Consider the following 19,433-nt stretch of genomic DNA (forward strand, 5'->3'; position numbering starts at 1 on the left):
TACCGCCTTACCCATCTATATGTGCCCATGGCCCGAACGGTTCGGGGCGGCGCGCTTCGGCCGCGCCTATTCTTCTCGATCGGTCCCAATCGGCTTGAATACCGTCGTGCCGACGTTTCCGGCTCCGAGCGCGGGCGGTTCTTCGCCTGTCGCGCCGCGGTAGCAGTGGCGAAGCAGCAGGCGGATCTCGTGCCACTGCACGCTCCGCAGCCAATAAGCCGTCCGTTCGTCCCGCTCCCGCTCCGTCTGCCGTTCCACGGCATCGACGAACAAGTACGGATCCCAGCCGTCGGCTTTCGCAAGCGCCTTCAACAAATCCTTGCCCGGGCCTTCGTCCAACGCCGCCAGCCCCGACGGTCCCGACAACAGCTCGGCGGCCGCCCGGTGCAGCTCCGGAAAGATCGGGTGCCGGCCGACGCGTTTCATCCAATATTTCGAGTTCCAATAGTCGCCTTCCATCCGGTGCATGATGCCGTGCCAATAGCTGCCCGTTTCCGTCTCGACGTTTTGCGAGATATCATGGGAAGCGTCCAGGCTGTCGTTCCACGCATGCAGCCCCGCGATAAAAGACAGCGCGTCGGACTTGCTTCCGACGGCAAGCCGGCCGACCCATTCGTCCGCCTGCGCGGCGATCGCGGCATCCAGCTCCGCGTTCCAGACGGCCGCAGGCTTGAGCGATTGAAGCGGCCTCCGGGCCGCCAACGTTTGCGCCAAGCTCCACATTCGGCGTCCCCCTCCTGTTCGACATTCCATTTGCGTGCGAAAAGGGCGCCCCGCACCGGCGAAGCGCCCCGCGTTTCCTTCCGGAGCGATGTCGTTCGTCTTACAGCGCCCGAACCATGCCTCCGTCGACGAGCACCGCTTGTCCGGTAACGTACGTATTGGCGAACGAGCCGAGATAGACGATCGTTCTGGCGAACTCTTCCGGCGTCCCGTACCGGCCGAGCGGAATTTGCTGCAAATGCTGCATCCGGATTTGCTCCTCCGACGCGCCCCTTTGTTCGGCCGCGCGGCGGTCCAGCTCCACGATGCGGTCCGTCTCGATCCGACCCGGCCCTACCGTATTGACGAGAATCGCGTCTTTGCCGAGCTCGGCGGACAAGCTTTTCGTGAGCGCGTATACGCCGGCCCGAAATACGTTGGACAAAATCAAATCGGGAATCGGCTGCTTGACCGATACCGACGTCAAATTGACGATCCGTCCTCCGCCCTGCTTCCGCATATGCGGCAGCGATTCGCGAACGAGCCGGACGACGCTCATCAAGTTTTGTTGAAACGCCGCCTCCCACGCGTCGTCGTCGAACTGATCGAAGCCTCCTCCGGGAGGACCGCCGGCGTTCGTGACGAGCACGTCCAACCGGCCGGTCCATTCGACCGCCGCCCGGATCAGTCCGGCGATGTCGTCCTTCCGGTTTACGTCGGCGACCGCCGTCAGCGCCTCGCGACCCGTCAGCCGCTCGATTTCCGCTTTCGCCGCGGCCAGATGGTCGCCATTGCGGCTGGCGATGACGACGTTCGCGCCTTCGCGGGCGAACTGGATGGCGCTCGCTTTGCCGAGCCCTTTGCTTCCCGCCGTCACGACGACCGTTTTATTTTGCAGCTGCAAATCCATTTCGCGTTCGCTCCTTTGTCTTCGTGTCGGTTAAAAGATCGCATGTTTCTCTTGCTGCGTCAATTTGCGCGCCGGAATATCGAGCACCAGCCTGCCTCCGGCCAGTCCCCAGATGCGGGACGCGTTCCGTTCGGCCATTTCGAGATTTTGCATCGCCGCGACGACGATCATGTTCTGGTCCTTGCAAAGTGCCCGCAAATCTTGCAGCACCTTCGTCGCCGACTCCGGATCGAGTCCTTTCGTCGGTTCGTCCGCCAAAATGACTTTCGCTCCCTGCGCAAGCGCTCTCGCGATGGCGACGCGCTGCTGCTCGCCCCCGCTCAGCTTGTCGGCCGGCAGCATTTTCGCCTTGTCGAGCAGTCCGACCCGCTCCAAATAATCCATCGCCAAAATATGCTCGCTCGTCGACATCGTTCCGGTCAGCTTGCGCCAAATCGGCACCTGGTAAAAACGGCCGCTGAACACGTTTTTCAGCGCGTTCTTTTTCGGATGCAGCGCGGGCCGCTCCTCGAGAAACGCCCATTCCTTGCGCAGCTTGAGCTTGTCCCCCCACTTTTTGTCGGAAAGCTCCGTGCCGTCGACGATAAGCTGCCCTTCGGTCCACCGCTGCTGCAGCGCGAGACAGCTCAGCAGCGTCGATTTGCCGCTCCCGCTCGCTCCGATCAGCACGACGAATTCGCCCTTGTCGACCTGAAAGCTGACTTTGGACAAAACGGTTTGGCCGTCCGTCAACGTTTTCGTTAAGTTGCGTACGATGATCATTGCAATATCATGGCTCCTTCTGCCCGGCGATGGCCTTCGTTCGGCCGGATGAAATCGTCTTTCGTTCCATTATATCACGATTTGCCGGACGATGAAGAACGGGGGCGGTAGCGCAACGCCACAAAGAAGCCGTCCTGCACCGCGATGCGATGCGGACGGCGTTATTCGTCATCGGTCAACCGTTCGAAGCCAGCATTTCGTCCGGAGCGAACTGCGGATTTTGCCGGAACGCTTCTTCCATGATCGCCATTTGCTGCCGGACGTGCTCCGGCGTCACGGTTAGCGGCTTCCCTTCGGTCAGCGTATCGTACAGCATATGGTAAAATGCGACGGCCGGCGCCGGATAAGCCGGACCTTCGCCGGATTTCCAGCTTCCGGCGTACCAGGTCAGCTCTTCCTTGCAGTAGACCGGCATGCCGTCCTCGTTGCTGAGCGGCTGCAAATCGAGCTCACGGTGCGGCGCTTCCTCCGGCTTGAAATATTTCCACTCGATCGCCGAATTGGTCGCCTTCAGCCCGCCGTTTTTCCCCTGAATCGAATACGTGGGGCCCGGATACGCGCAGCAGCTGGAAATTTCGATATCGAACAGCGGCTTGCCGGGGCTGTTCAATATCAATTTGCAGTAATCTTCCGCATCGCCGAAGCTGTTCGCGCTGTCCATACGGCATAGGATGCCCGGCAGCTTTTCGGTGCCCAGCCACTGCAGCGACAAATCGACGAAATGTGCGCCGGTATTGAGCAAATTGCCGCCGTTTCGGGATTTGAGCGTTTGCCAGTCCCAGCGGCGGGAGAAGCCGTTCGCGGCGATCGATATTTGCACGATGCGTCCGAGCACGCCGGAGTCGAGCACTTTATTGATTTCTTGGATGACGGGAAAATACCGGTATTGCTGAAAAATGGCGAGCACTTTGCCCGCGCGCTTCGATGCGGCGATCAGCCGGTCCACGTCTCCGATCGTGCGAGCCAGCGGTTTTTCGCAAAGCACGTGGAAGCCCGCTTCGAGCAGCTCCATCGAGACGGGGACGTGCAGATGGCTCGGCGTCGCATTGACGATCAGATCGAGATCGGTCCGCTTCATCATCTCGCGGTAGTCGCCGTACGCGTCGCAGCCGTAATCGGCGATCGCCCTGCTGCGCCGCTCCTCCAGCTCGTCGGAAACGGCCGCGATGACGTACTTGTCGCCCAACTTTTTCAACGTTTCGGCGTGAATGTTGCGGCCGCTCCGCCCTTGTCCGATAATGCCTACTTTAACCGGATTCGAAATCAAACGCTTTCACTCCTTCTCGCGGTATGCTCGCGAATCGATTAGAATGCCCGCTTTCCATTGTCATTATACTACCCTTCCTTATTTTGTTAAACGCTTTATTTGCATAAAAAACAGCCTCCGAAAAGGCTGCTTTGCGCTCGAACGCCGCATTCGCTGGCCGCGACGATCGGTCATATCGAAATCGTTTCTTTGCTTTTGAGCGGAAAACAAGCGATGTCGTGCTCGCCCAGCATCGCCGCGAACTTGCCGGTATCTTGGCGGATGACCGGAAACGTATCGTAATGAAGCGGAACGACCCGTTTCGCGCGCAGCCATCTGGCCGCATGGACCGCGTCCTCCGGACCCATCGTGAAATTGTCCCCGATCGGCAGAGCCGCAAGGGCGATGTCGTTCATTTCCCCGATCAGCTTCATGTCGCCGAACAGCGACGTATCTCCCGCATGGTATATCGTCTTGCCGTCCATCGTCAGCAAAATGCCCGCGGGCTGACCTGCATAATGGTATGTATCGCCTTCCCGCAGCGACGAACCGTGAAACGCCTGCGTATATTTGACGCGAAAGCCGTCGAAATCGTACGCTCCCCCGATGTTCATCGCGTGCGCGCGGGCGCCCAGCCGAACGCAATGCATCGCCAGCTCGAAGACGGCGACGATCGGGCAGTCGTTCCGCTTCGCGATCTCGATGCTGTCGCCGAAATGATCGTCGTGCGCATGGGTCAGCAGGACGGCATCCGCTTCGATCTCGTTCGGGGAAACGCCGGACGCCGGATTTCCGGATAAAAACGGATCGATAATCACCTTTTTGCCGCCGCTCTCCACGAACAGGCAGGAATGACCGAAATAGGTAATGTTCATGTCCAAATTCCCTCTTTCCTCCAATTTTCGCGACACAATTCCATTGTACATAATATCGGCCCGGGAAGCCAACGCTACGGAATGGAGGTGTGTAATTCCGATGACAACGTCCAAGCGCCGTAAAGAGAACGCGTGGAAAATGCGCAAACAAAATCAGCAGCCGCACGGGAAAATTACTTCGCTCAAGGAATTGTCGGATCGTTACGATCAAGGATATTAAACCCCTCTCAGCAGCATAACGAAACCCCGATGCCGGAACGCAGGCCGCTGCGGCGCCCGGTTCCTTCGGGGTTCGTTTCCGTTATGGCCCGGCCGCCGTCAGCCGTTTTTGCCGATGTTGTTGGCCGAGGCAGGGTAATCCTTCGCCTTGTCGGCATGCAGCGTGCGCGCCTCTTCCTTCAGGCTCGACATGTTTTGCTGCTCCTTGTACGCTTTGCGCCGATGATGGGGCATCCGATCGCACCTCCCGTGTGGTCGATTATCTTTCCTTTTGCTTGCCCGGAAGCTTCCGGTCCGGATCGCCTTTGCCGTGCGTTCTGCGATTTTTTTCGTCCTTCGCCTGCGTATCGCGCAGCTTGTTCACATACGATGTCGTATCGTCCATATGCGGCTTCCTCCTCCCTTTCGGAAAGACTTCGCCTTTAGGTTATCCAAAACGCGGGCCGGAAACGGCGAATGCCGGCTTGACAATTTCCGTCAACGCGAAGAAACTCCCTCCGCCGGTTGCGGAAGGAGTTTCGCGGCGCTTGGCCGGGTTACGCTTGCTGGCGGAAGAAGTTCCAGCCGCCGAGCTTTTCGGGATTGCCTTTGTCGTCCGGAAGCAAAGCTTCGTATTGGAGCGCCACCTTGCGGAACGCTTCGACGTATTGGTCGATCTGCTCCGGACGGAAATGCTTGAACCACGGCAGCGAATAGACGCGGGCGGCGATCCCTTCGGATATCGGCAAGCTGCCTTTCGGCTGGCGCACGTCGCGCGCCGCGTTCGCGATAATCGTCGGCTTGCCGTGGCCGTACACGTCCGCGTCATGCTGCAGCGGGTGAAGATGAAGCGGCAGGTTGCAGCCCGGGGCGATGCCGACGCCTTCCGCCCGAACCGCCTCGCAGAACCGGGTGACCGACAGCCCGCCGAGCTCCTCCGGCACGTAATGGCCGTGGGTCGCATACCAGCCGCCCATCGTGCTGCCCGAGCCTTTCGGCGGACGGTGCGCCCGGAGACCCGGCACGCCTTCGAGCCGATCCCAGAAATAGTTCATCGCCTTGTCGATTTCGGCGATCCGCTGATCGTAATATTTCAGCTGCACGCGGCCGACCGCGGAGCTCACCTGATGCATCCGGAACTTATAGCCGCCGAGCGGAAGTCCGGCGTACGGCTGCAGGTTCGCCGTCTGAATGTCCCCGTTGTAGCGCTCATAATGGCCGAACGCGATGGCGCGCTCGTAAATTTCCCGATCGTTCGTGACGAAAATGCCGCCTTCGCCGATCGCGAACGACTTGCCCGCCATCAGCGACATCGCGCCGACGTCGCCGATCGTGCCTACCCGGCGTCCTTTGTAGTAGCCGCCCTGGGCGTGCGATACGTCCTCGATCACTTTCAGGTTATGCTTTCTGGCGATCGCCATGATCGGGTCCATGTCGGCCGGATGGCCCAAATAATGGACGACGACGATCGCTTTCGTTTTATCGGTGATGCGGTGCTCGATGTCGTTCGGGTCGATACAAAGCGAAACCGGGTCGATTTCCGCGAAAACGACGGACGCACCCAGCGAGTAAGCCGGCAAGGCGGACGCCCAATACGTCACGCTCGGGCAGATCACTTCGTCGCCGACGCCGATTCCGCAGCCGTAAAACGCGCCGAGCAGCGAGCTCGTGCCGTTATTGAAGCCGAGCGCGTAGTCCATGCCGAGCCATGCGGCAAACTCCTGCTCGAATTTGCGCGTGATGTCCGTCCCGGACATGGCGCCGTCGCGAAGCACCTGCACGGCGGCCGCTTCGTCCTCCTCGGTGATGATCGGCCATTTGAACAAATCGCCGGGCGCGAGCTGCACCGCTTTCGGTCCCCCGAACAAAGACAGCTTTTCCGTTCCGATCATGATCGTTCTCTCCTTTACCCTGGTTCTGGCCGGCCGGAACTTTATCCGACAGGCGGGTAACGCCGTTATACGGGCGGTACTTTCCTTTCTCGTAAGTAACTATATAATAAAGATGAGGAACGCATATGACATTACCGCCATCGTAATATGCCATTTTTTATCGCGGCGGACGGTTGGGAATGGTTTCGATCGGAAGCTTTTGGACGGGGGAACGGTCGGTGACGAAAAAAATATTTCCGGAATATCAGGAGCATATCGGCGGACTGCCGGCGGCGGCGGACGGGCGGCATCGCTTTTTCATCAATATCGGCACTTTGACCGGCTCGCCGCTGCACCACCACGATTATGCGGAGCTGTCCTATTTCGTCGAAGGGACCGGCACGGAGTCGATCAACGGCGTGACGCACCGCATTCGCCCCGGAACGGCTTCGTTTCTGCTCCCTCACCATATGCACATGCTGGAAAGCGACCCCGGGCAAACGATGCGCAAATACCGCTGCATGTTCGATTTGCAACTGCTGTTCGGGGATCGCGAGGATGCGGAGTTTTCCCGGCTCGTCTACGCGATCGGCACGTCGGCGCCGTCGTTCGTCGAATTCGACGAAGCGGGGGCGGAGCGGATGCGGACGACGCTCGAGCTGCTTCGCGAGGAATACGCGATGCCGGACGGCCCCGGCAAACGGCACATGATCCGAATCAAGCTGAGCGAAGCGATGCTGCTGTTCATTCGCGCCGGAAATGGCGGAGCCCCGTCGTGCGACGCGGCGGGCGAGCCGGGCGGAACGATCCGGATGTCGCCGCTGCTGCAGTACGTCCATTTGCACTATTCCGAGAAAATTACGCTCGAGGAGCTGGCCCACCGATTCCATTACAGCGTGCCGCATATAAGCCGCTCGTTCAAGGAGCATACGGGCAAACGGTTTCACGAATACGTCCGCCAGCTGCGGATGGACAGCGCCGTTACGATGCTGCTGCATACGAACATGTCGGTCACCGACATCGCGGCGGCGGCCGGCTTCGATTCGTTCCGCACGTTCGCGCGGGCGTTCCGCGAGCAGCACGGACGGACGGCGAGCGAGTTCCGCAGCGCGATGCGCGACCGCAAGGAATCCGGCAAGTAAAGCCGCGTCAGAACGAATCGCCGCCGCAAACGAGCATGTTCCACTCCGACAGCTCGGGAATCGGGCCGCGCTCGCTGCCGGAAGGAGTCAACACGCATACCTGCTTCGGTCTATAGCCGCTGCCGACCGTGAATACGGCGGTCGCGTGCAGCGGCTTGCCGTTCGCCTCGAACGTCAGATCGGCATGTCCGCCGCATACGCAGCCGTCGTCGTACTCGGCTTTCACCGCCGAATACGACACGAGCCGAAAACCATCGTCGTGAAGACGTTCCAGCCGCTCGGTATCGATCTCGCCCGCATACCGCTCCGACGCGAGGTCGAAGCGCTGCGCCTGCATCGCCATCAGAAACGACGTCGTTCTCATTTCGGCGGCTTTCCGTTTCAGCGCGATTTGAGCGGCGTGCACGACGAGGACGGCGAACCACAGCAAAAGCAGCGAAACGACCGTAATACGAACGATTTTCAATTTTATCGCACCTCCCCCGCTTCGCTTCATGATTCCGAAATGGCTTGATTTAATGAACCGGCATGGAGTCACCTCCCGCAACTTATTAGAATACTGTTACTATAATAGGTAAATACAGGAATTGGAATAGATCATATGGTTTAATCTATTTATGCAAACGTATGGTTGCGAAGCCGGATTCCGCCAGTTGACTCGAAATAGCAGTTATCGCAACGCGGAGACGATTTCGGTCGATTTCGGAGAAAACAAGCGTCCCAAACATCCGCTATTTTCTCGAAAATGCGTTTTCCGATAATAAGAAGGGGTCCATAAGACCGCTATCCCTTTGCTGTAGAATAAAAAAAGCGCACTCTCGTATGAAACGAGCAGTGCGCTTTTCCTTCACGCCGACCATATTGTCAATACAGCTTGTCCAATACCGCTTTCGCCGTCATCTCGAGCGCCTCGTACGTCCGCTCCTTCGATCCGAGCGCGACCGCGGTCGACAGCACGTCAAGCGCATGAATTTGCGACAGCTTCGACGAAAACGAGCCGCCCTGCAACGGACTTTCCTTGGACGCGGTCAGCAGCACGACGTCGGCGAACTGCGTGATCGGCGACCGGGCATGGCTCGTCAGGCAGACGATGCGAGCCCCTCTTCCCTTCGCGATTTCCATCGCGTCGACGAGGTCTTTCGTGCTGCCCGACGTGGAAATGCCGACGACGACGTCGCCCCGGTTCAGCAGCGCCGCGTTCATCGCGATAATGTGGGCGTCGTTCTCGGACGAACAGTCGTAGCCGAGCCGCATGAACCGGTATTTGGCGTCGAGCGCGGTGATGCCGGACGATCCGACGCCGAAAAAATATAGCTTGTTCGCCTCGCGAATGATCGCGATCGCCTTGCGCAAACTGTCCTCGTCCAGCAGCGTCGTCGTGTTTTCGATATTTTGCGCGTTCATGGCGCTAATCTTTTTCACGACGACGGTCAGCTCGTCATCGTCCTGAATGTTGCCGTGAATGTTTTGCGAAGGCGTCGACAAGTTTTGCGCGACGGACAGCTTGAATTCCTGATAGCCTTTGAAGCCGAGCTTGCGGCAAAACCGGATGACCGACGTTTCGCCGACGCCCGCCTTCTCCGACAAGTCGGTGATCGTATAGAAGACGGCCGCCGCCGGCTCCTTCATGACGACGTCGGCCACCTTCTGCTCGGATTTCGTCAGCGACGTGTAAATGCTCGATATTTTCAGCAGCGTATTGTTCAAGTCGGGAATTTTCGTCTGTTTCATAGGAGATCTTCGCTCGGCTTACACTTCGTTCCAAATTCGGATCGCATTGTCGAGAGCCGTCTTCGTCCCCCATTTGCATTCTTCCTTGCCTTCGAATTCGATGGAGATGTAACCGTCATACCCGGAAGCTTTCACGATGCGGACAACCTCGTACATGTCGATGTCGCCTTGGCCGACGACCGCGCCGCGCAAATAGGTGCCGCTGGTCGAGCGGAACCAGCCGTCGCCCGGATTCCGGTACGAAGGACGCACGTAAAAGTCCTTGAAGTGAACCATCGACGCGTACGGCATGCTCTTTTTGACGGCCGAAACCGGATTTTCGTCCGCGCACAGGAAGTTGCCGATGTCGATCGTGTGGCGGAAGTTCGTACGGTTCACCGCTTCGATAATCCGGTGCACGCGTTCGGTCGCCTGCACGAGGAAGCCGTGATTTTCGATGCTCGTCACGATGCCGTACTGCTCGGCATACTCGGCGATTTCGACGCACGCTTTGACGATCACGTCGAAGTCGGCTTCGAAACGGGCCGTTCCCGTTTCCGGAATCGGACGCGACGCGACGTCGTGGCGCATCCGTTTCACGCCGAGCCGGTTCGCCACGTCGACGTGCTTTTTGACGCGCTCGATTTCGGCACGGTATCCGGCTTCGTCCAGATCGATGAATTTGGCGCCGATCGCGTAGTTGGAAATCTCGATGCCGACTTCGGCCGCCTTGCTCACGATCGCGTCGGTTAATGCCGGGTCCTGCTCCAAGGAAAAGCCGATCGGCACGATCTCGACATGTTGGCCGCCGTTGTCGGCGATCCATTGAATGGCGCCCAAGACGTCGAATTCTCCCGCGTTCATCGCTCTCGACAAGCTATACGTACTTACTCCGATTTTCATAATGGAAATCCCTCCCGAATGGTGTGCTGCTCCCTATTCATTGTAACCGGACCATGCCGGTTTGTCTGCCATTTTTTTGCCTCGCATCCGGCGGCCCCGCCGCTACCGCTTTCCGGCCGTCCTCCGCCTAAACAGGGTCGAAAAGGCGTTTTCGCGCGCGAAAACGAGAAACAGCAGCATCGTTCCGAGACTGCCCGCCAGCAGCCATACCGTCGCCTTGACGGGAAACGTCTCCATCGTCCAGCCCGCCGCGTACGGCAACAGCGCCCCGCCCAGCCCGTTGACGGCCATAAGCAGGCTCGTCGTCCGGTCCGTTCGTCCCGGCAGCTGCCGGTTGGCGAAGATGAGGGCGATCGCGAACATTCCGGACATGAACAGCCCGACGAAAAATACGAGCGCGAAGCCGACCTGCAGCCCGCCTCCCGCGGCGAGCAGCGCCAGCATGACGGCGGCGCCCCCCGTCGAGGCGAGCAGAAACGGGTAATACCCGAACCGGTCGGCCAGCACGCCGGTAACCGCCCGGCCGATGACCATGCCGGTCCAATAAACGCTGACGACGAGCGAAGCGACGGACGCGGAGGCGTGCCGGTCTTCCATAAAGACGGAGGGCAGAAAGTGGATGAGCGACGCTTCGGACCCGCCGTACAGCGAGAAGAACAAGGCGCACAGCAAAAAGACGTACAGGCCGCCGCCCCCGGCGCGCTTTTTTTCGCCGGCCGGAGCCGCGGCGGCGGCGGTTGGTTCGGCGTCGGGACGCCAAAGCCCGTCCGTGTCTACGCCGCTCGCGCGCTCGCGGGTTGCGGCGTTTCCCTTTTGCCGGAGCGGTCCGTCAAGCGGTCCGAACGACAAAACCATCCATGCGACGGAAACGAGCAGGGAGCTGAGCCCCAGCACGGGAAACGCGTATATCCACGCCTGCTTCGCGATGAGCAGGCTGACGAGAAACGGCATCGCGAGCGCCCCCAGCCCGAACGTCACCTCCAGCTTGCTCATCGCCGAAGCCGGACGGTCCGCGGCGGCGAGAAGCACGAGCGCGCCGATGCTCGATTCCACGAGGCCTGCGCCGAAGCCGGCGACGAACAAAATCGGCAGCGTCGCCTCCCATGGCGGCGCGAGCAGGAACAAAGTTTCGACCGACAGGCAAAGCAAACCGGCGACGATCGTCCGTCTGCGCCCCGCGAGCCGGATCAGCGAGGGCATGCTGAGCACGCCGCACAGCAAGCCGACGAACTGGACGAAGACGAGCAGCCCTCCGTCGTCGTAGCCTTTCCCGTAAAAGGCGAGCAGCTCCGGCAGCGCCGAGCCGACGATGACGAGCGTAAAGCCGGTCAATACGTAACAGATGCATCCCATGAGCAGCAGCCGATTCACATCGATCCTCCATCCGTTCGTTTGCGTTCGCAATATGATTCATTGTAGCGGAATCGGCGAAATGTTCAATAGCGATCTCCGGCGATTTTTGTTTGCGGCCGGACAGTTCCGCTATAACGAAAGTCGGATTTTCTTTTTGCGGCGCCGTATGGTACTATGAATATCTGTTTTTCGTGGACGCATCACCCATTCAACCGCCTGGAGGTAACTGAATTGGATATTCAAAGTGCCTATCAAGAGGAATCGGAAAAGCTGGACCGCATCTCGGGCTGGATCGACCGCAAGCTGAAGGAGCTGCAGGCGGTGCCGCGCTACTTCGGCGACAACTTGACCGAGCAGGTGCTCGAATCGATTCGCGAAAACGCGCGCCGCAATTTGGCCGGCGCCGTGGACGAGCCGTACTTCGGCCGGCTCGATTTCGGCGAAACCGGCGAAGATGCCCCGCGCAGGCTGTATATCGGCAAATTCGGAGTCGACAACGAAACGACCGGCGAGCCGCTCGTCATCGATTGGCGCGCCCCGGTGGCCAGCTTGTTTTATTCGTTCGCCGGCGGCGACGGCCCCGCGTCGTACGAAGCGCCGGACGGCGTCATCGAAGGGCTCGTCTATTTGAAGCGCAACCTCGTCATCCGCAAGCAATTGTTGCAGCGGGTCGTGGACACGTACGACCGGAACGGCGACAATCCCGCCGTGACCGACGAATTTTTGCTGTACCGGCTCGGCGAGAACAAGGACAACAAGCTGCGCGACATCGTTTCGACGATTCAGGCCGAGCAGGATCGAATTATACGTTCCGCGAAAAATGCGGCGCTCGTCATCCAGGGGGTGGCCGGCAGCGGCAAGACGACCGTCGCGCTGCACCGGCTCGCCTTCTTGCTATATCAATACCGGGACCAAATCCGCGCCGAAAAAATGATCATATTCGCGCCGAACCGGATGTTTCTCGACTACATTTCTTCGGTGCTGCCGGAGCTCGGAGTCGGCCATATCGGGCAAACGACGTTCGAGGATTGGGCGCTCGGGACGATCGGCGGCAAGCTGACGCCGGCGGACGAAACGGAACGAAGGGAGCGCTTGTTCGCCTACGGCGCCGACAAGCCGGCGATCGACGACGAGGCGCCCGGCCGGTTTAAAGGGTCGATCCGGTTTATGCGGGCGATCGAAGCCGCGCTGAACGAATACGAGGACCGTTTCGTGCCGATCGAAGATTTCGAGCCGTGGCCCGGCGGGAAGCTTCCCGCGCGCAGCGTCGGCGAATGGTTTTACGGCGAATATCGCCACTATCCGGTGATGAAGCGGAAAGAGCGCGTCGAGGCGAGAATCAAACGATGGATCGAGATGGAGCTCGGCGAAACGCGCGACCCGAACGTTCGCAAGGACCGGAAGAAAAAAGCGGCGCAAAAGCTGAAAGCGTATATGAAGTCGTGGCCGTCGGAAACGCCTTTCGAGTTTTACCGTTCGCTGTTCCCTGCCCCGGCCGGCGCCCCCGCGGCAAGACAGCTGCCGGAGCTGGCGATCCCGGCTCCGGTTGCGGAGGAATCGGCGAAGACGCTCGGGAAAAACAAGCTGTTTCCCGAAGACTTGGCGCCGCTTCTGCTCATTCATGACCGGATGTACGGCATCGAAGGGGAACGAATGTTCGATCATATCGTCATCGACGAAGCGCAAGACTTTTCGCCGTTTCAGGTCGCTTTGCTGAACCGTCACGCGCGCAGCGGCTCGTTTACGATTTTGGGCGATTTGTCCCAAGGCATTCACGCGTATAAAGGAATCCGCTCGTGGGACGAATTTTTGCAGCTGTTCGATGCTCAGGCGCGCGCCTTTTTCCAATTGGAACGCAGCTACCGGTCGACGATGGAAATTATCCGGTTCGCGAACGGCGTGCTCGCCGCCGGCGTGCCCGGCGCGATGCAGGCGGTGCCCGTCTTCCGCAGCGGCGATAAAGTGAAGGTGCTGCGGCACGATCCGGACGAACGCGTCGATACGATCGTTCGGGTGCTGAGCAAGCTGAAAAGCGGCCCCGCCTCGACGATCGCCGTCATCGGCCGCACCGAGCGCGAATGCCGCGAGCTGCATACGGCGCTGCTGCACGCGGACGTATCCGCCGTCCTGATCGACGCCGCGCAGCACAAGTACGAGGGCGGCTTGTCCGTCGTCCCCGTCTATTTGGCCAAAGGGCTCGAATTCGACGCGGTCGTGCTGATCGATGCGGACCGCGACCATTACGGCGCGAACGAGCACGACGCCAAGCTGATGTACGTCGGCTGCACCCGCGCCCTGCACGACTTGTGGGTGCTTTATTCCGGCTCGCCGTCGCCGCTCGCGGCGGGAGCGGACGGCGAATTCGCAAAAGTTATCGATGCTTGAAACGCCGGTTCGAGCCGGCGGCACTACGATAAGACGCTTAGGGCGATCGGAACGGTCCCCTAAGCGTATTTGCCGTTTCCTCCGCATATGCGCTACAATGGAAGCATCAGTATGAACTCCGGGGGTCGGTTATGAGATATTCGATACGCGAAGAAATCGCGAACGCGGTCAGCCACGGCATCGGCGCGATGCTGAGCGCCGCGGCGCTCGCCGTTTTGGTTATTTTCGCCTGCTTGCACGGCGACGTTTGGCATATCGTCAGCTTCAGCATTTTCGGCACGACGCTCGTGCTGCTATATACGTGCTCCACGCTGCTGCACAGCTTCCGCGAAGGCAGAGTGAAAGATATTTTCGAAATACTCGATTACTCCGCCATTTATTTGCTGATCGCCGGCACGTACACCCCGTTTTTGCTCGTGACGCTGCGCGGACCGCTCGGCTGGACGATTTTCGGCATCATCTGGGGGCTCGCCGCGGCCGGCATCGCATTCAAGGCGTATTTCGCCAACAAGTTCATTATGCTGTCCACCCTGTTCTACATCGCCATGGGCTGGCTGATCGTGTTCGCCATCAAGCCGCTGTACGAGCAGCTGCCCTGGAACGGCCTGCTCTGGCTTGTCGGCGGCGGCCTGCTGTATACGGTCGGCACCGTCTTCTTCCTGTGGCGCAAAATTCCGTACCATCATGCCATCTGGCATACGTTCGTCATCGGCGGCAGCGTCTGCCACTTCATCGCGATTTTGTTTTACGTGCTGCCGATGCCGGGGACGGCGGCGTGACAGCCGTTTCAGGCGCCGTTCGGCGCCGTTGAAAAAAGCCGACGGCTTGCGATGAGCCGACGGCTTTTTATGTGCCGTTCCTTTTCAAAGATCTGGAGAAAATCCGGCTAAATGGGAACCTCATTTTTAAAGCGACCGCCAACTCGACGATATTCGGCATCGGTTCAGGTTCGAATCAACGGCTCCGACCGAAACATGACGCCGCCTAGCCCTTCCTGAACCCCATCCCCTCCAGCGTCGCCGTATAGCGATCCCAGACGAATTCCATGTCGTATTCGTACGTGTCTTTTTGAATCCAGCGGTAAATGAGCGCGATGACGGCGCCGAAAAACGCGAAACAGCCAAGCATCAGCAGCAGAAACGCAACCACGGGAACATCGTCTCCTTCCGGATTCGTCGTGCGCGATCGTTCGCTACCATATATATGCCGGAAAACGAAAGAAAGCACCTCCGCAAGAAGGCGCTTTCTTTGCTGTTGCCGCCGCGTTCGGACCGTCTTATACGGTTTCGGCGACCATTTTGTTCGTAATGCTGCCGAGCTTCTCGATCTCGACCGTGACGACGTCGCCCGGCTGCAGGTAGACGCGCTTCTCCGGCGGATAGCCGAGCACGACGCCTTCCGGCGTTCCGGTCAAAATGACGTCTCCTGGCATGAGCGTAAAATGCCGGGAAATATAGCTGATAATTTGCTTGCAGTTGAAAATCATGTCGGACGTATTGGAGTTTTGCCGCTGCACCCCGTTGACCGTGCAGGAAATCCGCAAATTGTTCGGATCGGCGATTTCGTCCGCGGTCACGAGCGTCGGCCCGAGCGGCGTAAAGCCGTCGCACACTTTGCCGAGCATCCATTGGTTCGTGCGAAGCTGCAAATCGCGCGCGGACAAGTCGTTGGCGGTGCAATATCCGAACACGCTGTCCAGCGCCTGCTCCTCGCTCACGTGCTTCGTCTTGCGGCCGATCACGATGGCGAGCTCGGCCTCGTAATCGACTTCCTTCGAGGTTACCGGCAGCTCGACGTCGTGGCCGTGACCGTTCAGCGTATTGTTGAACTTGTTGAACAGGATCGGGTACTCCGGAATTTTCGCGTTCGTTTCTTCCGCATGCTTCCGGTAGTTCAAGCCGACGCAAATGATTTTTTCCGGACGGGTAACGCACGGTCCGTAAACGACCGAAGCGGCGTCGAGCCATGCGGAGGAATCCGCCTCCGCTTCGCGCACGTACGCTTCGACCGCCTGCCGGGCGGCCGCTCCGCCTTCGATCAGCTCGTGGATCGTTTCCGGGAGCGAGCTTCCTTTGCCCGTACGGGCTGCGGCCGTTACGTTCAAAATGCCGCGATCGGTTTTCACGCCCAAATGGTTCTCGTTGTTCAGTTGGATGGTGACGAGTTTCACCGTTGGTTCCTCCCCGTTTTGGCAAAAGGGCTGTCCGACCGGCGCTCGTCCGGAAGTTGTCCGAAAACCGAAAAGCGCGCCGTATGGAACAGCCGAATTGCGTGTTATGTCGGTTGTCGTTTTTCCCTCTGTCCCGATCGAAGTAATCGGGTCCAAGCCGGGTCCAATCTATATGGTAGCGAAGAACGGTCGGCCTGTAAACGATATTTTTCGCCATATGTTACGATTCCGTGAATATGCCCGGGCCTCGAATGCGTTACGGAACATAGTACAGCTTCGTGCTCATTTCTTTGGCGCCCTGCGCGACCGCTTGCTCGACCCGCTCCCACAGCGCCGGCTCCCATCTCGCCACCGGGATCGAGACGCCGAGCGCGGCCGCGATTTGCCGCTGCGCCCCGATGACCGGAGCGGCCACGCACCGTATGCCGTGAACCGATTCGCCCATGCTGTAGCCGATGCCGTCCCGGCGAATTTGCCCGATTTGCCGCATCAGCTCCCCGAAGTCGGTGATCGTCGTGTCCGTCAGCCTGCCGAGCTGACGATCCGGGTACAGCTTCGCGATCTCTTCGTCGGTCATTCCGCTGAGCAGCACTTTTCCCATCGCCGTCGCATGAAGCGGCAGCTGCATGCCGAGATGGGAGACGAAGCGAACCGGGTGGGTGCTCTGCTTTTCCGCGATATATAGAGCCATTTCGCCGTTGCGGATCGTCAAAAATACGGACTCGTTCAGCTCGTCGACGATTTTTTGCGCGGCCAGCTGGAATTCGCTGGCCAGGTCGGTGCGTTGGGCGTATTTGCTGCCGATTTCGAACAGCTTGTAGCCGAGGCGGAACGTTTTTCCTTGCTTGTCGGATTCGAGATAGCCGCGCGCGAGCAAATTTTGCAGCAGCTTGTGGGCGCTGCTGGCCGGCATGTCCAGCTCCCGGGACAGCTCGGTCAAATTGATCGGCTCGCGCCGCTCGGCAAACAGTTCGAATATGTCGAGCACCCGGTCGGCGGATTTTACGGTTGCGGTTTGTTTTTCGGTCTCTTTCATCTCTTTCCCCTTTCCGGGCGCCGGCTTACGCGAAACGCTCGACGGCGGCGCGGCGCGCCTTCGGCCCTGCTTACGAAAGCTTGATCACTTGGCCGCCGTCGACGACCATCGACGTACCCGTTACGTAGGACGCTTCGTCCGAGGCGAGGAACAGCGCGGCCGCCGCGATTTCCTCCGGCTGCCCGACCCGCTTCATCGGCACGGTGCGCAAATAATCGGCGATCGCGGGCGGATTGTCGATGAGCGGCTTCGTCAGCCTCGTTTCGATGAAGCCCGGGCAAAGCGCGTTCACGCGAATGCCGTGCTCCGCCAGCTCCAGCGCCATCGACATCGCCAGGTTGATCATGCCGCCCTTCGTCGTGTTGTAATGCGCCTGCTCCGCTTCGGCGAGCAGGCCGTTGACGCTCGACATTTGAATGATCGAGCCGCCGGTTCCCCGCTTCACCATCTCCCGGGCCGCCCGCTGGCTGACGAGAAACGCGCCCTTCAAATTGACGTTCATATGCCGGTCCCATTGGTCCTCGGTAATGTTCAGAAACGGCGCCACTTCGCAAATGCCGGCGTTGTTGACCGCGATATCGAGCCGCCCCCAACGCTCCGCAATCCCGTCGATCATCCGGTCGACCTGCGTTTTGTCGGAGACGTCGGCCTCGAACGCCAGCGCCGTTCCCCCGGCTTCCTCGATTTGGCGCACCGTTTCGTCGAGCGCCGCTTTGCCCCGGCCGCACAGCGCGACCTTCGCTCCTTCCTGCGCGAACCGGATCGCCACCGCTTGGCCGATGCCGTGCGATCCGCCCGTGACGAGCGCGACTTTGCCTGCGAGCCTCATCGGTTCCCCTCCGTCATGCGGACGAGCACGCGGTCGATCGCCTGCAGCGTCGCGTCGATATGGGACGTTTCGTGAACGGCGGACACGTACCACAATCCGTTCGGACGGACGAGCACGCCTTCGTGCAGCATCAGCTCGGCGAATTTGGCGTATTTCGCCGAGTCGCGCTTCTGGAACGTATCGAAATGCGCGACTACGTCTTCATCGATGAACATGAAATGGAATACGGGGCCGATCTGGTTGACGACGCCGCGAACGCCGCGCTTCGCCAGCAAGGAGCGGATCCCTTCCGCAAGCCGGATCATATTGCTTTCCATTTTACCATAAACGGCGGCATCGTTCTCGGTCAACAGCTCGAGCACGGCAAGCGCGGACGCGGTCGCTACGCCGTTCCCGTTCAGCGTGCCGAGATGGCTCACCTGCTCCGAATCGATCAGCTCGAACAGCTCTTTCCGCCCTCCGACCGCGCTGACCGCGATGCCGCCGCCGAGCGCCTTCCCGACCGTAACGAGGTCCGGGAGGATGCCGAAGCGCGCGTGCGCGCCGCCCGGGCTCAGACGGAAGCCGGTAATGACTTCGTCCATAATGAACACGATGTTCAGCTCGCGAGTGAGCTCGCGAATGCGCTCCAAATAGCCCGGCAGCGGCATGATGCAGCCCGAGTTGCACATGACCGGCTCGGAAATGACGGCGGCGATTTCACCCGCATGCGCCCGCAGCGCCGCTTCGAGCGTATCCGGCTCGTTCCACGGCAGCAAAATGATATCCGACAAGCTTTGCTCGCTTTGCCCCTTCGTGCCGGGAGGGACGCTGTCCGCCGCGGCGGACGTCGCCTTCTGCATCATGTCCGGACTCGGAAACGACGTAAAGATCGAGTCCGACCAGCCGTGATAATGGCCGTGGAATCGGACGACCTTCCGTTTGCCCGTATACGCGCGCGCCAGCCGCAGCGCGAGCATGACCGCTTCCGTGCCGGAGCCGCTCAGCACGACTTTATCCGCGCACGGCAGCAGCTCGGTCAGCCGTCGCGCCAGCTCGATTTCGCCGTCGTGCTGCAGCCCGTACGTAATGCCTTTGGCCATCGCCCGGCTCACCTTTTCGTTGAAGCCCGGATGCGCGTGTCCGAGGATGAGCGGACCGTACGCAAGCTGGTAGTCGATATATTCGTTGCCGTCGACGTCCTTGACCGTAACGCCCGAGGCCGATTCCACGTAAAGCGGCGTCGGCTTCATCGAGCCCCGCAGCGTGCTGGCCACGCCTCCCGCCAGCACCTGCTTCGCTTCCGCAAGCTTCGCCCGCGACTTTTCGAACGTTCTCATCGTTTTCAATCTCCTCTCCTGT

At 59.8% G+C, this 19,433-nt stretch carries 21 protein-coding genes; 4 read left to right on the forward strand and 17 right to left on the reverse strand.

From position 1 onward, the window contains the following. Positions 1–66: 66 nt before the first annotated feature. From PV407_RS00080 to PV407_RS00100, 5 genes are all read right to left on the reverse strand, one after another. The gene (locus PV407_RS00080) at positions 67–723 is read right to left on the reverse strand and encodes a hypothetical protein (protein ID WP_332087801.1); all 657 of its coding nucleotides are present in this window, start codon (positions 721–723) and stop codon (positions 67–69) included. Between the two features lie 100 nt (positions 724–823). Then, complete coding sequence (locus PV407_RS00085; protein WP_332087802.1) at positions 824–1,612, reverse strand: SDR family oxidoreductase; 789 nt, start codon at positions 1,610–1,612, stop codon at positions 824–826. A 30-nt stretch (positions 1,613–1,642) separates the two neighbouring features. Then, a complete protein-coding gene (locus tag PV407_RS00090) occupies positions 1,643–2,374 on the reverse strand; it encodes a phosphonate ABC transporter ATP-binding protein (protein ID WP_332087803.1) in 732 nt (243 codons plus the stop codon). A 175-nt stretch (positions 2,375–2,549) separates the two neighbouring features. After that, a complete protein-coding gene (locus PV407_RS00095; protein WP_332087804.1) occupies positions 2,550–3,641 on the reverse strand; it encodes a Gfo/Idh/MocA family protein in 1,092 nt (363 codons plus the stop codon). Positions 3,642–3,811: 170 nt separating this feature from the next. Further along, entirely contained in the window at positions 3,812–4,495 is a 684-nt protein-coding gene (locus PV407_RS00100; RefSeq protein WP_332087805.1) for a metal-dependent hydrolase, read from the reverse strand. 100 nt (positions 4,496–4,595) lie between these two features. On the opposite strand from PV407_RS00100, the gene PV407_RS00105 reads away from it, so the two are divergent. Continuing rightward, positions 4,596–4,715 carry a DUF6254 family protein gene (locus PV407_RS00105; protein ID WP_332087806.1) on the forward strand — a complete coding sequence of 40 codons (120 nt, stop codon included), beginning with the start codon at positions 4,596–4,598 and terminating at the stop codon, positions 4,713–4,715. A gap of 98 nt (positions 4,716–4,813) precedes the next feature. Here PV407_RS00105 and PV407_RS00110 read toward each other — a convergent pair whose 3' ends face one another. The 3 genes from PV407_RS00110 to PV407_RS00120 form a co-directional block, all read right to left on the reverse strand. Continuing rightward, positions 4,814–4,948 carry a hypothetical protein gene (locus tag PV407_RS00110; RefSeq protein WP_332087807.1) on the reverse strand — a complete coding sequence of 45 codons (135 nt, stop codon included), beginning with the start codon at positions 4,946–4,948 and terminating at the stop codon, positions 4,814–4,816. 25 nt (positions 4,949–4,973) lie between these two features. Next, positions 4,974–5,099 carry a DUF4023 domain-containing protein gene (locus tag PV407_RS00115; RefSeq protein ID WP_332087808.1) on the reverse strand — a complete coding sequence of 42 codons (126 nt, stop codon included), beginning with the start codon at positions 5,097–5,099 and terminating at the stop codon, positions 4,974–4,976. Positions 5,100–5,250: 151 nt separating this feature from the next. Continuing rightward, positions 5,251–6,585 (reverse strand): DegT/DnrJ/EryC1/StrS family aminotransferase, encoded by a 1,335-nt coding sequence (locus tag PV407_RS00120; protein ID WP_332087809.1) that lies wholly within the window; start codon positions 6,583–6,585, stop codon positions 5,251–5,253. Positions 6,586–6,764: 179 nt separating this feature from the next. Between PV407_RS00120 and PV407_RS00125 the strand changes: the two genes are divergently transcribed. Beyond that, entirely contained in the window at positions 6,765–7,706 is a 942-nt protein-coding gene (locus PV407_RS00125; RefSeq protein WP_332087810.1) for a helix-turn-helix transcriptional regulator, read from the forward strand. A 7-nt stretch (positions 7,707–7,713) separates the two neighbouring features. On the opposite strand, the gene PV407_RS00130 is transcribed toward PV407_RS00125, so the two are convergent. The 4 genes from PV407_RS00130 to PV407_RS00145 all read right to left on the reverse strand — a co-directional run bounded on the left by PV407_RS00130 (position 7,714) and on the right by PV407_RS00145 (position 11,690). After that, positions 7,714–8,172: a hypothetical protein gene (locus tag PV407_RS00130; RefSeq protein WP_332087811.1), complete on the reverse strand. Its 459-nt coding sequence runs from the start codon at positions 8,170–8,172 to the stop codon at positions 7,714–7,716. Positions 8,173–8,570: 398 nt separating this feature from the next. Next, positions 8,571–9,437 (reverse strand): MurR/RpiR family transcriptional regulator, encoded by an 867-nt coding sequence (locus PV407_RS00135; protein ID WP_332087812.1) that lies wholly within the window; start codon positions 9,435–9,437, stop codon positions 8,571–8,573. Positions 9,438–9,455: 18 nt separating this feature from the next. Next, the gene (locus PV407_RS00140) at positions 9,456–10,319 is read right to left on the reverse strand and encodes a sugar phosphate isomerase/epimerase family protein (RefSeq protein WP_332087813.1); all 864 of its coding nucleotides are present in this window, start codon (positions 10,317–10,319) and stop codon (positions 9,456–9,458) included. 102 nt (positions 10,320–10,421) lie between these two features. Further along, complete coding sequence (locus tag PV407_RS00145; protein WP_332087814.1) at positions 10,422–11,690, reverse strand: MFS transporter; 1,269 nt, start codon at positions 11,688–11,690, stop codon at positions 10,422–10,424. A gap of 156 nt (positions 11,691–11,846) precedes the next feature. On the opposite strand from PV407_RS00145, the gene PV407_RS00150 reads away from it, so the two are divergent. Next, complete coding sequence (locus tag PV407_RS00150; RefSeq protein WP_442951609.1) at positions 11,847–14,057, forward strand: HelD family protein; 2,211 nt, start codon at positions 11,847–11,849, stop codon at positions 14,055–14,057. 131 nt (positions 14,058–14,188) lie between these two features. Further along, a complete protein-coding gene (trhA, locus tag PV407_RS00155) occupies positions 14,189–14,836 on the forward strand; it encodes a PAQR family membrane homeostasis protein TrhA (RefSeq protein ID WP_332087817.1) in 648 nt (215 codons plus the stop codon). Between the two features lie 205 nt (positions 14,837–15,041). On the opposite strand, the gene PV407_RS00160 is transcribed toward trhA, so the two are convergent. From PV407_RS00160 to PV407_RS00180, 5 genes are all read right to left on the reverse strand, one after another. Next, the gene (locus PV407_RS00160) at positions 15,042–15,206 is read right to left on the reverse strand and encodes a hypothetical protein (RefSeq protein WP_332087818.1); all 165 of its coding nucleotides are present in this window, start codon (positions 15,204–15,206) and stop codon (positions 15,042–15,044) included. A 127-nt stretch (positions 15,207–15,333) separates the two neighbouring features. Continuing rightward, entirely contained in the window at positions 15,334–16,227 is an 894-nt protein-coding gene (locus PV407_RS00165; protein WP_332087819.1) for a fumarylacetoacetate hydrolase family protein, read from the reverse strand. Positions 16,228–16,483: 256 nt separating this feature from the next. Continuing rightward, a complete protein-coding gene (locus PV407_RS00170) occupies positions 16,484–17,263 on the reverse strand; it encodes an IclR family transcriptional regulator (RefSeq protein ID WP_332087820.1) in 780 nt (259 codons plus the stop codon). Between the two features lie 70 nt (positions 17,264–17,333). Next, positions 17,334–18,092 (reverse strand): SDR family NAD(P)-dependent oxidoreductase, encoded by a 759-nt coding sequence (locus tag PV407_RS00175; protein ID WP_332087821.1) that lies wholly within the window; start codon positions 18,090–18,092, stop codon positions 17,334–17,336. Continuing rightward, entirely contained in the window at positions 18,089–19,411 is a 1,323-nt protein-coding gene (locus tag PV407_RS00180; RefSeq protein WP_332087822.1) for an aspartate aminotransferase family protein, read from the reverse strand. Before PV407_RS00180 ends, PV407_RS00175 begins: the two co-directional genes overlap by 4 nt. Between the last annotated feature and the right edge of the window lie 22 nt (positions 19,412–19,433).

The organism is Paenibacillus sp. GYB003 (assembly GCF_036577625.1).
Classification (GTDB): Bacteria; Bacillota; Bacilli; order Paenibacillales; family NBRC-103111; genus Paenibacillus_AB.